Source organism: Pararhodobacter sp. CCB-MM2, assembly GCF_001691415.1.
Lineage (GTDB): Bacteria > Pseudomonadota > Alphaproteobacteria > Rhodobacterales > Rhodobacteraceae > Pararhodobacter.
Genome location: NZ_LRRR01000001.1, coordinates 345,055 through 358,706, shown reverse-complemented (window position 1 = coordinate 358,706; position 13,652 = coordinate 345,055). Strand labels below are relative to the sequence as shown.

Genomic DNA, 13,652 nt, shown 5'->3' with positions numbered 1-13,652 from the left:
CGAAAACCCGACATATTACCCGCGGCGAAGGACCGCGCGCCCACCCTAGTCGAAGCGCTGACAGGGGGTCCATCGGAAAAATCGTGATGACTTTCCCGGGTCGGTTTCGTTGAGACGTCGAGTGTGTTGTGATAAGCTGTCGCTGCGGGGCGATCGATTTGTCGCTCGCCGTTTCATTCAGATGTTGTCCTTTCAAACGAATTTGGAGTTTGCCATGCCCTCGATATCCCGTGTCTCGGGACACCTGCTTGCCATGGGCTTTGTTGGCGCCGCGTCGATGTTTGCGACGCCGGTCGTTGCCCAGGACTTTCCGATGTCCGCACCGTCTTCCGCGTCGACCGGCGCGCAGATCGGCACCCAATCCTCCGATGCGGATTTCGAAGCGATGCTGAGCGGCGCGATTCCGGTGGAGCAACTTCTCGACCTCGCCAGCCGCTCGGCGCCCGGTGCCCCTCAGGCGCAAGCGGCACCGATGATGGCGACGGGCAGCCCCATGGTTCATGGCGGTCAGCAAGGGGCCAGCATCCGGATCACGGTAGATGAAGACACCTTGCGCGCTGCGGATGGCACTTCTGCGTCCGAGAGCCTGGCAACGGCCTTGGCGGATGCCGGGATCGGCCCGCAGAACTATGGCCAGAACCAAGCCAACAGTCTTTACCACTACAATGACTACCGCGAGTTCCCACGGCCGACCTTCTAGCCTGAGCGGACGATCGGTCGGTTGTATTTCCAGAAGGTGTCCGGCGGAGGCTGGTATACCTGCACCGCGACCCTCATCGCCCGTGCCATTCTGGTGACGGCTGGACACTGCGTCTATGACGGGGATCCGGACAACAATGGCAGCTGGGTCGGCGACAGCGCCAACTTCAACTCGGACGGTTATTTTTATCCGACCTACAGCGATGCAGATGGTGGCACGGCGACGCCGCGTTTCGGACGCTGCCGCATCGAGCGCTGGTCGACGACGAGCGGCTGGTTCAACGGAGGCGGGCTCGATCAAGCCTATGACATCGGCCTCGCGCTTTGCGGGCGCCTGGAAGGGGCACGGCTCAACCGGTACAACGGCACGCTGCCGGGGCAGCGCCTTGGGTATCTGTCGTTCTGCTATTCGAATTGCCGTCAGCCTTACTGGTTCCTGTCGCAGTTCGGCTTCCCGGGCAATTATTATGACGGCGGTGAGATGACGGTCAGCCAGCATGTCGAGGTCGCTGGCATGCCCGATCCGGTGGGGGGCTCGACCACCCGCGATTACATCTACGGCACCGGAATGCGCGGCGGATCAAGTGGCGGTCCGCACATTTCGAACGTCGGCGCGATCTCGGACTCGGCGTCGAACCTCGGGCAGTACACGGTCCGTAATGTCATTTTCGCTGTGACGTCCTGGGGTTTCACCAATGCGCAATGGAAGATCCAAGGCGCGTCGCCGCTGTCGGGGGTGAACAACGACATCAACTTCCAGCGGATGTTCAACCAGATGTGCCGCGTCTCTCGCCGGACCTACGGCCGCAACAGCTGCAGCCTGATCTGACGGCATACCAGCGGGTCCGGGCCTGAGAACAAGGGGCGCGGATCCGCAGACCGGGCAGGGGCGGAGTGCTCTGAGTCCTTGACTTTGTTGCCCTTCGGGTTGTATTGCCCGCCCCGTGCCCTGCATCGATCGAGGATCGGTCGATTCGGGGCACTTATCGTTATCACCCCCTCGGGGGCGCTGTTCGAGGCGGCTTCAGGCCGGCAAACACCCGGAAACGGGGGCCACAGAACGCGGAAAAGCAAAGGAAAAGGACATGTTCGCAGTCCTCAAAACCGGCGGCAAACAGTACCGCGTCCAATCGGGCGACGTGCTGCGTGTCGAACGTCTCGCGGCTGATGCCGGCGAGAAAGTGCAATTCAACGAAGTGCTGATGGTCGGCGGTGATAAGCTGGTCGTGGGCGCTCCGCTCGTCGCGGGTGCCGCGGTGCAGGCGGAAGTGATCGACCAGATCAAAGGCGAGAAGGTCATCCACTACGTCAAGCGTCGCCGTAAGCACAGCTCGCAGCGCACCAAAGGCCACCGCCAGCTGCTCACGCTGCTGCGCGTGACCGACATCCTCGCCGAAGGCGCGGACACGTCGGGCGTGAAAGCCGCCATCGGCTCGGGCACCAAAGCCCCGGTCGACGCTGCCCCGGCCCCCGTCGCCGAGGAAGCCGCTGCCGAGAAACCGAAACGTGCGCCCCGCAAAAAAGCGGCGGCGAAAACCGAGGAGTAAGACCCCATGGCTCACAAAAAAGCAGGCGGTTCGTCCCGGAACGGTCGCGACTCCGCGGGCCGTCGTCTCGGCGTGAAGATCTACGGTGGTCAGACGGCCATCGCGGGCAACATCATCGTGCGTCAGCGCGGCACCAAGCATTGGGCCGGCGCCGGCGTTGGCATGGGCAAGGATCACACCCTGTTCGCGCTGACCGATGGCCACGTGACCTTCACCAAGGGCCTCAAAGGCCGCAGCTTCGTGTCGATCGTCCCGGTGGCCGAGGCCGCCGAGTAACGCAGTTTCGACACACTTGCATGTTACTTGGGGGCCGACAGGAAACTGCCGGCCCCCTTGCTTTTCAAGTTCCGAGCGCAAAAGCGCCGCCAATCGAGCAGGACGACGCATGAGTATCCCTTTCGCCACGCCTGAAGCCTCGTACAGGCTGCAGCCCACCCTTTATGCCGAGCGTCTGACGCTCCGGCCGCTCACCGCCGACGACGCGCCCTTGCTGGCGGCCTGTGCTGGTGACGCGCGTGTCGCCCGTGGGACGCGCTCGATCCCGCATCCGTTCCCTGTCGGCACCGCCGAGGCCTTCATCGCCGACGCCTGCGCCGAACAGCGCGACGAGGATGTCTGGGCCATCGACGGCAGCGTCTCGGGCTCGGCCTCGTTTCTGGGGGTGATCTCGCTCAAGCTGCTCGACCGCGGGCAAAGCCAGATCGGCTATTGGGTCGCGCCCGACTTCTGGCACGGGGGCATTGCCTCGGCCGCGGTCCGCGCGCTGCTCGAGGCCAATCCCCATCGCAACGCCACGGTCTTTGCCGAGGTGTTTCAGGACAATCCGCATTCCGCGCAGATCCTGACCAATGCCGGGTTTGAGTATATCGGCGACGCCGAGGCCTTCTCGGTCGCGCGCGATCAGGCCGTGCCAACCTGGACCTATCTGCGCAAGATGGGCTGACGTCAGCCTACCCGCGCCTTCCCCTCCGGCCCGCGCAGCCTTGCGCGGGCCTTGAACCATGTCGCGTCTGGGTCTATCGCCACGAGGACGCACCGAAACCCGGGACACCCGCCATGAAATTCCTCGATCTTGCCAAGGTCACCATTCGCTCGGGTTCGGGCGGCAACGGCTGCACCAGCTTCCGCCGTGAAAAATTCATCGAATTCGGCGGCCCGGATGGCGGCGACGGCGGCGCGGGCGGCGACGTCTGGGTCGAGGTCGTGCCCGCGCTGAACACGCTGATCGACTTCCGCTACCAGCAGCATTTCTTCGCCGGCAACGGCCGCCCCGGCATGGGCAGCCAGCGCACCGGCAAGGACGGCGACGACATCGTGCTGAAGGTGCCGCAGGGGACCGAGATCCTTGAGGAAGACGGCGAGACCGTGATCGCCGACCTGACCGAGATCGGTGAAAAGGTGCTGCTGGCCAAGGGCGGCAACGGCGGCTGGGGCAACCTGCGCTTCAAATCCTCGACCAACCAATCGCCGCGCAAGGCCAATCCGGGTCAGCCGGGCGTCGAGCGCGAGATCTGGCTTCGTCTGAAGCTGATCGCGGACGCGGGCCTTGCCGGTCTGCCGAACGCGGGCAAGTCGACCTTCCTTGCGGCAACTTCGAACGCGCGGCCAAAGATCGCGGATTACCCCTTCACCACCCTGCACCCGAACCTCGGCGTCGTGGGCGTGGACCAGAAGGAATTCGTGCTGGCCGACATCCCCGGCCTGATCGAAGGCGCCTCGGAAGGGCGAGGGCTGGGCGATCAGTTCCTCGGCCATATCGAGCGTTGCGCGGTGCTGTTGCATCTGATCGACGGCACCTCCGAGGATGTGGCCGAAGATTTCCGCGTCATCGACCGTGAACTCGAGCTCTATTCCGAGATCGTCTACGAGAAGCCACGCGTTGTCGGCCTGAACAAGATCGACGCGCTGATGGACGAGGAAATCGCCGAGAAACGCGCAGCCTTGGAAGAGGCCTCGGGTGCGCGGGTCTATCTGTTGTCGGCGGCGACCGGGAAGGGTGTGACCGAGGTTCTGCGCGCCCTCTGGACCGAGATTTCTGCGCAACGCGCCGAAGCGGCGCAGGATGAGGACGACGCACCGTGGCAACCCTGACCGATACCCGGCTGTCGCTGAAACAAGCGCGGCGACTGGTGATCAAGATCGGCTCGGCCCTTCTGGTCGATGCCGCGACGGGACAGCTGAAATCCGACTGGCTGCATGCGCTGGCCGAGGACGTGGCTGAAGCCAAGGCGCGCGGCGCCGATGTGGTGCTGGTGTCCTCGGGCTCGATCGCGCTGGGGCGCCGGGTGCTGGGCCTGCCCAAGGGCGAGCTGGCGCTGGAGCAATCGCAGGCTGCCGCCGCTGTGGGCCAGATCCGTCTGGCGCGCGCCTATGAGGAAGCGCTGCAGCCCCATGGCATCACCACCGCGCAGGTGCTGGTGACGCTGGAGGATACCGAGGACCGCCGCCGTTACCTCAACACCCGCGCGACGATGGAGACTCTTCTGTCGCTGGGCGTGGTGCCGATCGTCAACGAGAACGACACCGTCGCCACCGACGAGATCCGCTATGGCGACAACGATCGTCTGGCGGCGCAGGTGGCGATTACCATCGGCGCAGACCAGCTGGCGCTGCTGTCGGATGTAGACGGCCTCTATACCGGCAACCCGCATGTCGACCCGACCGCCGTGCGGCTGGACTACATCGCCGAGGTCACGCCCGAGATCGAGGCCATGGCGGGCGATCCCGTCTCGGGCCTGTCGAAGGGCGGGATGAAGACCAAGGTGATGGCCGCGCGCACCGCGACGCATGGCGGCTGCGCCATGGTGATTGCCGCAGGCTCGGCCTTGCGGCCGCTGACGGCGATTGAGAACGGCGCGAATTGCAGCTGGTTCGGCGCGATGGACGACCCGCAGGTCGCCCGCAAACGCTGGATTGCCGCGATGAAACCGCGCGGCACGTTGCTGGTCGATGCCGGTGCGGCCACCGCACTGGGGCAGGGCAAGTCGCTGCTGCCGGCGGGCGTGACGGCGGTCGACGGCAGCTTCGGGCGCGGCGAAGCCGTGACCATTCAGGGCCCGGACGGGGTCTTGGGGATCGGGTTGAGCCGCTACACCGCGGACGAGGCCCGGCAGATCAAAGGCAAACGGTCGGACGCCATCGCCGGCGTGCTGGGGTATCCTGGGCGCGCGGCACTGGTGCATCGCGACGATATGGCATTCTAAGGGGGGATTTCAGGATGGACGGCACGACAGACGTGACCATCGCAGAGATGATGGCCCGCATTGGCGCTCAGGCGCGCGAGGCCTCGGCAGAACTGGCCTGGACCAACCCGGAGCGGAAATATGCCGCGCTGATCTCGGCCGCTTATGCCGTGAATGCGAACCGCGCGAAGATCCTTGAGGCGAATGAGAAGGACATGGCCTTCGGTCGCGAAAAGGGCCTCAGCGCGGCGATGCTGGACCGGCTGAAGCTGGACGATGCGCGGCTGGACGGGATCATCGACAGCCTGCGTGCCGTGGCGGAACAGAAGGACCCGGTCGGCGAGGTGATCTCGGAATGGGACATGGCCTCGGGGCTGCATATCCGCCGGGTGCGCACGCCCTTGGGCGTGATCGGCGTGATCTATGAGAGCCGGCCGAACGTCACCGCCGATGCCGCCGCCTTGTGCCTGAAGTCGGGCAATGCGGTGATCCTGCGCGGCGGCTCGGAGAGCTATCATTCCTCGACCGCGTTGTATGAGTGCATGGTCGAAGGTCTGCGCGCCGCCAAACTGCCGGAGCATGCCGTGCAGATGGTGCCGACCCGCGACCGCGAGGCCGTGGCCGAGATGCTGCGCATGACGCAGTATATCGACGTCATCGTCCCGCGCGGCGGCAAGGGGCTGGTGGGGCTGGTGCAGAAGGAGGCCCGCGTGCCGGTCTTCGCGCATCTGGAGGGCATCTGCCACGTCTATGCCGACCGTGACGCCGATCTGGAGAAGGCCCGCCGTGTGGTGCTGAACGCCAAGACCCGGCGCACGGGGATCTGCGGCTCGGCCGAGTGCCTGCTGATCGACTGGCAGTTCTACACCAAGCACGGTGCGGTGCTGATCGAGGATCTGCTGAAAGCCGGTGTCGAGGTACGGACCGAGGGCGAGCTGCTGAAGATCCCCGGCACGGTGCGCGCCGAGCCCGAGGATTTCGGCCGCGAGTTCCTGGACATGAAGATCGCCGCCAAGCTGGTCGATGGCGTGGACGAGGCGATTGCCCATATCCGCAAATACGGCTCGCAACACACCGAGGCGATCCTGACCGAGAACCAGGCAACCGCCGACCGCTTCTTCCAGCGGCTCGACAGCGCGATCCTCATGCACAATGCATCGACCCAATTCGCCGACGGTGGCGAGTTCGGAATGGGCGCAGAGATCGGCATTGCCACCGGCAAGATGCATGCGCGCGGCCCGGTCGGGGCCGAGCAGCTGACCTCGTTCAAATATCTCGTCTCGGGGGATGGCACGATCCGGTCCTGACCGGCCGGATCGTTGTTTTCAGCGCAAAGACAAGGCGATACGGGTCACACCCGTATCATCAGCCCGTCCTCGGCATTCTCGATCTGCACGGGGCCCGTGGCGGCCAGCAGACCGAAATGCACCGTCGCCGGCACCATGTCCGCCGGCGCCTCGGTACGCTCCAGCGCTTCCCACAGGGCCGGGTCCAGCTTCAGCCGCGGCGAAAGCGCGCAGACGCTGTCCTGACCCACGGCCAATTCCCCGCCGAACGCCAGCGCCGATTCCGCGCAAAGCGCGGCCAAGGCCAGCCGTTTGACCTGCGGTCGGGGCAGGGGCGTCGGCAGCGCGGTGCGTACCCGGACCTTGCCCTTCACGGCCAGCCCTGCAAGGGCCTCGGCGAATTCGCGGGCCGGGACATCCTGCCCCTCCTTCGCCGCGCCAAAGGCCAGCCGGAACAGCCGCACGCGGGCCTGTGCGGATTCCACGGCCTGCTCGATCAGTTCCAGCTCGGGCGTGAGCGCCTGCATCATGCGCATCAGCTCGACCCCGTTGCCGATCGCGCCCAGAGGGCTTACGAGGTCATGGCAAAGGCGCGAGCCGACAAGCGCGGCAAAATCCGGGGTGGTGATATCGGGCGTGTCGCTCATGCAACCCCTCCGCGTGCTGAATAGGAGAGAGACCATGTCGCAACTTCTGGAACCCGGAATGTTCGTCCGCCATCCCGCGCAGCCCGAATGGGGCCTTGGGCAAGTGCAATCGGTCGTCGGGCCGAAGGTGACGGTGAATTTCGAAGAAGCCGGAAAAGTGGTCGTGGATACACGGGTCGTCGATCTCGATTGGGTTCCCGGTTTGTGAGCCGGGCCTTGGGGTTTCACGGTACGGCGCAACCTTGGCGAGTGTCAACGTTGCCGGCACATCGGGAGGCGCGAGAGGGATGAGCACGGCGGAAAGCCGCGAAAAGGGCTATGAAGTGCGCCTTGCGCGCGATGCGCTCGATTTGAAGGCAGCACAGCGTCTTCGCTACGAGGTCTTCGTCGAGGAGCTGGGTGCGCATTGCGCCGGGGCCGACCATGCGAACCGTCTTGAACAGGACGCGCTGGACGCGCATTTCGACCATCTGCTGCTGATCGATCGTCGCGCCGATCCTGAGAGCCTGTCGCATGTCGTCGGTGTCTACCGCCTGTTGCCGCAGGACCGGGCCGAGGCCTTGGGCCGCTTCTATTCCGACAGCGAATACGACCTCGGGCCCTTGCGCGCCTCGGGCCGCAAGCTGGTCGAGCTGGGGCGCAGCTGTGTGCATCCGGCCCATCGGCGCGGGGCGGCCATGGTCTTTCTGTGGAACGGTCTGGCGGAATACGTGATCGCCCGCGGGATCGAGATCATGTTCGGCGTGGCCTCGTTCCACGGTGCGGACCCGGAAAAACATGCGCTGGCGCTGAGCTGGCTGCACGCCCATCACCTTGCGCCCGAGGCCCTGCGCGTCACGGTCCATCCCGGCCCGCAGGCGCGCGCCATGGATCTGCTCCCGCCCGAGGGGCTGGACAAGGCGCAGGCGCTGGCCGGTATTCCGCCGCTGATCCGGGCTTATCTGCGGCTGGGCGGGTTTGTGGGGCAGGGCGCCTATCTGGACCATGACTTCAACACCACCGACGTCTGCCTGATCATGGACACCTCGGCCATGGATGCGCGCGCGGTCGACCATTACACCCGCAAGAGCCCCCGCGAATGACGGAGCGCGTGACCGATACCGCCGACGCGGCCCGCAGCGCCCGCCCCGGCCCGACATGGGAGCCCGAACCGCATGAGGCCCGCGAACCCGTGCAGATCACGCCGCTGGGCTGGGTGGCCGTCGCCTTGCGCCTGCCGGTGCTGGCCATCCTGGTGTTCGGCGGTCTGCTGCTGCATCTGGCGCTGCGGCGGATCGAACGGCCGCTCTTCGGCCTGCGCCGCCCGGTCACGCCCTTCATCACGCAGGCCGTCTGCCGGCTGGCGCTTCTGGTCCTCGGGATGCGCTTCCGGGTGCGTGGCAAGCCCATGGCCCGGCGCGGGGCGGTAGTCGCCAATCATTCCGGCTGGCTGGATATCTTTGCCCTGAACGCGCCGCAGCGGATCTATTATGTCGCCAAGAGCGAGGTCGCCGGTTGGGCCGGGATCGGCTGGTTGGCCAAGGCCACCGGCACGATTTTCATCCGCCGCGACCCGCGCGAGGCCAAGGCCCAGCAGCTGGTGTTCGAAGCGCGGCTGCGCGCTGGTCACCACCTGTGCTTCTTCCCTGAGGGCACGTCCTCGGACGGTGTCCGTGTGCTGCCGTTCAAGCCGACGCTGTTCGCGGCCTTCCACATGGACGGGCTGGCGGACATCCTGTCGATCCAGCCGGTGACCGTGGCCTATCACGGACCGCCGGGCCGCGATCCGCGCTTCTATGGCTGGTTCGGGGATATCGGCTTTGGCCGCCACCTGTTGGAAGTCTTGGCGCAGATCCGGCAAGGCGGGGTCGAGGTCATCTTCCACCCGCCGATCCCGATTGCCGAGGGCGGCGGGCGCAAGGCGCTGGCCCGAACCTGCGAGGAACAGGTGCGGGCCGGACTACGAGAGGCCCTGCCGGCCGAGGTTCTGCGCGTTTAAGGCGCCCAGTGCACGGTCGCTTGCCCAAGCAGGGCGGCGATCGGGGCTTCCTCGGGCGAGAGTTTTTGCGCGCGCTCGATGGCGGCGCGTTTCTCGTCGCCGGTGATCAGCACATGCAGCGCGAAGGCTTCCTTCAGCACGCGAGCCGAGAGCGTCACGCGCGGCTCCGGTGCGCCGGGGGCAGTGATCGGCAGCACGGCAGGCGCGTCCGAGGCCAGCGCGGCGGCCAGCCCCTCGGCCCCCGGGAATAGCGAGGCGGTGTGCATGTCCGCGCCCATCCCGACCAGCGCCACATCAACGGGCAGATGGGCGTCCAAGGCCTCGGAAAGCGCGGGCGCGCCGTCCTCGGGTGTCATCCCCTCGCGCCAAAGCGGCAGCAGCGTCGCGGCCGAGGCCTTGTCGCGCAACAGCCGCGCACGCAGCTGTCCGGCGTTCGAGCGCGGGTGATCCTCGGGCAGCCAACGCTCATCGCCCGGCACCACGTCGACACGGTCCCAATCCATCTCCACGGCCGCGAGCAGGTCGAAGACCGGCCCCGGCGTATTCCCTCCGGGCACCGCGAACAGCACACGGTCGCGGCGCTGCAGCGACTCGCGCAGGTCGCGCGAGAGCTGTCGGGCCAGCGAAATCATCATCATATCGGCGTCGGAATATTCGACAAAGTCCATCAGCGGATCTCGCGCCAGCTTCTACCATCAAGATGGATCAACTTAAGCGCTTCCTCCGGCCCCGACGACCCCGGATCGTATTCTTTCGGCCGATCGCCCGAGGCTTTCCAGCCGGCGATGATCGGATCGGTCCAGGCCCAGGCGGCCTCGACCTCGTCACCGCGCATGAACAGCGTCTGGTTGCCGCGGATGACGTCCATGATCAGGCGCTCATAAGCATCCGGAATATGCACGTCATCGCCCAAGGCCTCGGCGAAGGACATGTCCAGCGCCACGTCCTTGAGACGCATGCCGCCCGGGCCGGGCTCCTTGATCATCACCTTCAGCGTCATGCCCTCATCGGGCTGAAGACGAATGACCAGCGTGTTCGCTTTCCACGGCGCATCCTCGCCGAAGATCGAATGCGGCGGGTCACGGAAGGCCACGGCGATCTCGCTCACGCGCGAGCGCAGGCGCTTGCCGGTGCGCAGATAGAAGGGCGTGCCCTTCCAGCGCCAGTTGGAGATCCCGACCTTCAGCGCGATGTAGCTTTCGGTGGTGGACTCCGCATTCTCTACTTCGGTCTTGTAGCTGGGGTTCTGCGCATTGCCGAGGTATTGGCCCCGAACTACGTCCTTGGGTTCAACCGGATCGAGCGCGTGGATCACCTTCAGCTTCTCGTCGCGCACGGCGTCCGGGTCGAATTTGTGCGGCGGCTCCATCGCCATCAGGCACAGAAGCTGCATCAGGTGGTTCTGCACCATGTCCCGCATGGCGCCCGACTTGTCGTAATACGGGCCACGGCCGCCGACACCGACGGTCTCGGCCACGGTGATCTGCACATGGTCGACGAAACGCGCATTCCACAGGGGCTCGAAGAAGATGTTGGCGAAGCGCACGGCCATCAAGTTCTGGACCGTTTCCTTGCCCAGGTAATGGTCGATCCGGTAGATCTGCGTCTCGTTGAAATGCGCGGCCAGCGTCTGGTTCAGCGCACGCGCCGTCGCCAGATCGGTGCCGAAGGGTTTCTCTACGACGATCCGGGTCTCGGGCGTGACCATGCCGAACCGGCTGAGATGCTCCGCCAACGGACCGAACAACGCAGGCCCGACCGAGAAGTAAAAGGCGCGCACGACGCCGTCGCGCAGGGTGCCGGCCAGCTCTTTCCAGCCGTCTTCGCCTAGCGCATCGACGGCGACGTAATCCACGCGCTCGAAGAAGGCGGCGCGGGTGGTGGCATCGGGGGCCGAGGCGCCGAGGAACTCGTCGAAGGCGTCCGAGGTCATCTGCAGGAACTCGTCCCGCGACATCTCGGACCTTGCGGCGCCGATGATGCGTGCTTCGGGCGGCATCTGCCCCTCGGCAAATCGGCGGCACAGCGCGGGCAGGATCTTGCGACGGGCAAGGTCCCCGGTGGCGCCGAACACCACGAGGTCAAAAGGATCGACGGGAATGACGCGGGCGACCATAGGGCAGGGCTCCTGCGGATGTTAGCGGTAACTGCCGCCCGGATTAGGGCGAACGAGGGCGAAAGTCCAGCCCAAAGCCACCGCGTCGCGGGTCAGGCCTCCAGCTCGGTATCCCAATAGAGATAATCTGCCCAGCTATCGTGCAAGTGGTTGGGCGGAAAACGGCGGCCCTTGTTGATCAGCTCGGACGCCGAGGGACGCCGGGGCGGCTGCTGCAGTCTGAGGCCGGAATTGCGCAGGGTCTTCGAGCCCTTGTGCAGATTGCAAGGCGCACAGGCGGCAACGACATTCTCCCAGCTGGTGACCCCGCCCATCGCGCGCGGCACCACATGGTCAAAGGTCAGATCGTGGCGCGAGCCGCAATACTGACAGGCGAACTCGTCCCGCAAGAAAAGATTAAAGCGCGTGAAGGCCACGCGCTTTCGGGGTTTGACGAAATCTTTCAGGACCACGACCGAGGGTATTCGCATCTCCATCCGCTGGCTGCGGACGGTCTGGTCATATTCGGCGGCGATGGTCACGCGGTCCATCCACACGGCCTTCACAGCTTCCTGCCACGGCCAGAGTGAGAGCGGGTAGTAGCTGAGCGGCCGGAAATCCGCATTCAGGACCAGCGCCGGGAATTGCCGCAGCGCCGCGGGCTCATGCACGAAGCTATGCCTGAAATCGCCGTCCATTCTCCGTCTCTCCCGCCTGGGACCGGTCGAACCACTCGATCGGTTCGACTATATCCGGTGTTTCCGCTCTGACAACCCCGCCAGATGGCGGGGGCAGGGGCAACATGGCAGGGTTGCATCACAGTTGTGCAACAAGCGCGTGAGACGCCGAAAACCGGGACAGGTCCGGGCTTATTTCGGCAGTTTGTCGTGCAGGAAGCCAAGCGCCAGCGACAGACCTTCGTTGTCGATGGAATGGCCCAAGCCCTTGCAGACATGGGCATAGGTCTCGAACCCGGCCTGCGTGAGCGCGTCGGCGGCTTCCGGCAGGCTTTGGATCGGCACCATCGGATCGGCGTCGCCATGGATCAGCAGCACCGGCGGTTTCGAGACGACCCAGGACATGTCGTCCTTTTCCAGCAGACGGCCCGAGAAGCCGACCAGCGCCGCGATCGGCGCCGCGCGACGGGGCGCGGTGGCAAGGCTCATCATCGTGCCTTGCGAGAAGCCGACCAGCGCCAGCGCCGAGGCGTCGAGCCCCTCATCGGCCAAGACTTGCTCTATATAGGCGTCGATATCTTGCTGCGCCTGCACGGCGCCGGATTTCGCCGCTTCCTCGCTGGAGCCATCCAGCCACGGGATCGGGAACCATTGGAAGCCGAAGGGATTGCCCTGACAATTCTCGGGCGCATCGGGGGCGTAGAAAGCGGTGTCCGGCAGGTGCGGCGCCAGCGGATCAGCCAGGCCCAGCAGATCGGCCCCGTTCGCGCCGTAGCCGTGCACGAAAATCACGACCGACTTGGCCTGACCCTTGAGTGCACCCTTGCGGGCGGATTTCAGCGGACGAGGGGGCATGGAATGTCCTTTCGAGAAATGTCAGACAACGCCGTCGCGGCGCTTTGCGTAATGGTAGTAGTGCCACAGCAGCCCGGCGGCAACGGTGCGCCAAGGCGTCCAGGCCTCCGCCATCGCGCGCATCGGTTTTTCCTTGGGCCGCTCAGGCAGATCGAAGAGCATCCGCGCGGCCTCCTGCAGGGCGAGGTCATTGGGCGCGAAAGTATCGGCGCGGCCAAGGCTGAACATCACATAGACTTCGGCAGTCCAGCGACCGATGCCGGGCAGGGCGGTCAGGACCGCCATCACCTCGGCCTCGGGCGCGTCGCGTAACGCGTCGTAGTCGATGCGGGCCTCGGCCAGTGCCTTCACATAGCGCGCCTTCTGCCGCGACAGGCCATTCTCTCGCAGGTATTCCTCGCTCACGGCGGCTATCTGCGGCGCGGTGATCAGTTGCGCGGCCTCCAGCTTGCCCATCAGCGCGCGGGCCGAGGCGACGGAGACCTGCTGCGCGACGATGGCCTGCACCAGCGCCTCGAACCCGTCGTCGCGCCGGCGCAGGGGCGGCGGGCCATACAGCTCCAGCACCTGCGCAAAACGCGGCTCGCGCGCGGCAAGCCAGGCGGCGCCCTCGGCCATGCAGACGTCTGTGCGCAGGATGCGGGTCGTGTCCATGGCTACATTCTGCATGGGCCCTGCGGGGCGAC

The 13,652-nt window shown here is 65.7% G+C and carries 17 protein-coding genes; 11 read left to right on the top strand and 6 right to left on the bottom strand.

The window, feature by feature from the left end:
* Nucleotides 1-214 precede the first annotated feature (214 nt).
* The 8 genes from BCY78_RS01690 (at nt 215) to BCY78_RS01655 (ending at nt 6,735) form a co-directional block, all read left to right on the top strand.
* On the top strand, nt 215-700 hold the full coding sequence (locus BCY78_RS01690; RefSeq protein WP_139103054.1) for a hypothetical protein: 486 nt from the start codon (nt 215-217) through the stop codon (nt 698-700).
* Nucleotides 701-721: 21 nt separating this feature from the next.
* Nucleotides 722-1,528: a serine protease gene (locus BCY78_RS01685; protein ID WP_068296878.1), complete on the top strand. Its 807-nt coding sequence runs from the start codon at nt 722-724 to the stop codon at nt 1,526-1,528.
* Between the two features lie 256 nt (nt 1,529-1,784).
* The gene (gene rplU, locus BCY78_RS01680; RefSeq protein ID WP_068296875.1) at nt 1,785-2,246 is read left to right on the top strand and encodes a 50S ribosomal protein L21; all 462 of its coding nucleotides are present in this window, start codon (nt 1,785-1,787) and stop codon (nt 2,244-2,246) included.
* A gap of 6 nt (nt 2,247-2,252) precedes the next feature.
* Nucleotides 2,253-2,522 carry a 50S ribosomal protein L27 gene (gene rpmA / locus BCY78_RS01675; protein WP_068296872.1) on the top strand — a complete coding sequence of 90 codons (270 nt, stop codon included), beginning with the start codon at nt 2,253-2,255 and terminating at the stop codon, nt 2,520-2,522.
* Between the two features lie 109 nt (nt 2,523-2,631).
* Nucleotides 2,632-3,189, top strand: coding sequence for a GNAT family N-acetyltransferase (locus BCY78_RS01670; RefSeq protein WP_068296868.1), 558 nt, complete (start codon nt 2,632-2,634; stop codon nt 3,187-3,189).
* 113 nt (nt 3,190-3,302) lie between these two features.
* The gene (gene obgE, locus BCY78_RS01665) at nt 3,303-4,337 is read left to right on the top strand and encodes a GTPase ObgE (protein WP_068296865.1); all 1,035 of its coding nucleotides are present in this window, start codon (nt 3,303-3,305) and stop codon (nt 4,335-4,337) included.
* Nucleotides 4,325-5,449, top strand: coding sequence for a glutamate 5-kinase (proB, locus tag BCY78_RS01660; protein ID WP_068296863.1), 1,125 nt, complete (start codon nt 4,325-4,327; stop codon nt 5,447-5,449). The genes obgE and proB overlap by 13 nt, the downstream gene beginning before the upstream one ends.
* Before the next feature lie 14 nt (nt 5,450-5,463).
* Nucleotides 5,464-6,735 (top strand): glutamate-5-semialdehyde dehydrogenase, encoded by a 1,272-nt coding sequence (locus BCY78_RS01655; protein WP_068296860.1) that lies wholly within the window; start codon nt 5,464-5,466, stop codon nt 6,733-6,735.
* A 44-nt stretch (nt 6,736-6,779) separates the two neighbouring features.
* On the opposite strand, the gene BCY78_RS01650 is transcribed toward BCY78_RS01655, so the two are convergent.
* Entirely contained in the window at nt 6,780-7,361 is a 582-nt protein-coding gene (locus BCY78_RS01650; protein ID WP_068296858.1) for a histidine phosphotransferase family protein, read from the bottom strand.
* Between the two features lie 34 nt (nt 7,362-7,395).
* Here BCY78_RS01650 and BCY78_RS01645 point away from each other — a divergent pair, with 34 nt between their 5' ends.
* The 3 genes from BCY78_RS01645 to BCY78_RS01635 all read left to right on the top strand — a co-directional run bounded on the left by BCY78_RS01645 (nt 7,396) and on the right by BCY78_RS01635 (nt 9,339).
* Entirely contained in the window at nt 7,396-7,569 is a 174-nt protein-coding gene (locus tag BCY78_RS01645; RefSeq protein ID WP_068296856.1) for a DUF3553 domain-containing protein, read from the top strand.
* A gap of 79 nt (nt 7,570-7,648) precedes the next feature.
* On the top strand, nt 7,649-8,443 hold the full coding sequence (locus BCY78_RS01640; RefSeq protein ID WP_068296853.1) for a GNAT family N-acetyltransferase: 795 nt from the start codon (nt 7,649-7,651) through the stop codon (nt 8,441-8,443).
* A complete protein-coding gene (locus tag BCY78_RS01635; RefSeq protein ID WP_068296850.1) occupies nt 8,440-9,339 on the top strand; it encodes a 1-acyl-sn-glycerol-3-phosphate acyltransferase in 900 nt (299 codons plus the stop codon). The genes BCY78_RS01640 and BCY78_RS01635 overlap by 4 nt, the downstream gene beginning before the upstream one ends.
* On the opposite strand, the gene pgl is transcribed toward BCY78_RS01635, so the two are convergent.
* From pgl to BCY78_RS01610, 5 genes are all read right to left on the bottom strand, one after another.
* Nucleotides 9,336-10,007 (bottom strand): 6-phosphogluconolactonase, encoded by a 672-nt coding sequence (gene pgl, locus BCY78_RS01630; protein WP_068296847.1) that lies wholly within the window; start codon nt 10,005-10,007, stop codon nt 9,336-9,338. The genes BCY78_RS01635 and pgl overlap by 4 nt on opposite strands.
* A complete protein-coding gene (gene zwf, locus BCY78_RS01625; protein ID WP_068296844.1) occupies nt 10,007-11,455 on the bottom strand; it encodes a glucose-6-phosphate dehydrogenase in 1,449 nt (482 codons plus the stop codon). The genes pgl and zwf overlap by 1 nt, the downstream gene beginning before the upstream one ends.
* Before the next feature lie 92 nt (nt 11,456-11,547).
* On the bottom strand, nt 11,548-12,132 hold the full coding sequence (locus BCY78_RS01620) for an HNH endonuclease (protein ID WP_068296841.1): 585 nt from the start codon (nt 12,130-12,132) through the stop codon (nt 11,548-11,550).
* A gap of 171 nt (nt 12,133-12,303) precedes the next feature.
* On the bottom strand, nt 12,304-12,966 hold the full coding sequence (locus tag BCY78_RS01615) for an alpha/beta hydrolase (RefSeq protein ID WP_068296838.1): 663 nt from the start codon (nt 12,964-12,966) through the stop codon (nt 12,304-12,306).
* A gap of 21 nt (nt 12,967-12,987) precedes the next feature.
* Entirely contained in the window at nt 12,988-13,620 is a 633-nt protein-coding gene (locus tag BCY78_RS01610; protein WP_068296835.1) for a DNA-3-methyladenine glycosylase, read from the bottom strand.
* Nucleotides 13,621-13,652 lie beyond the last annotated feature (32 nt).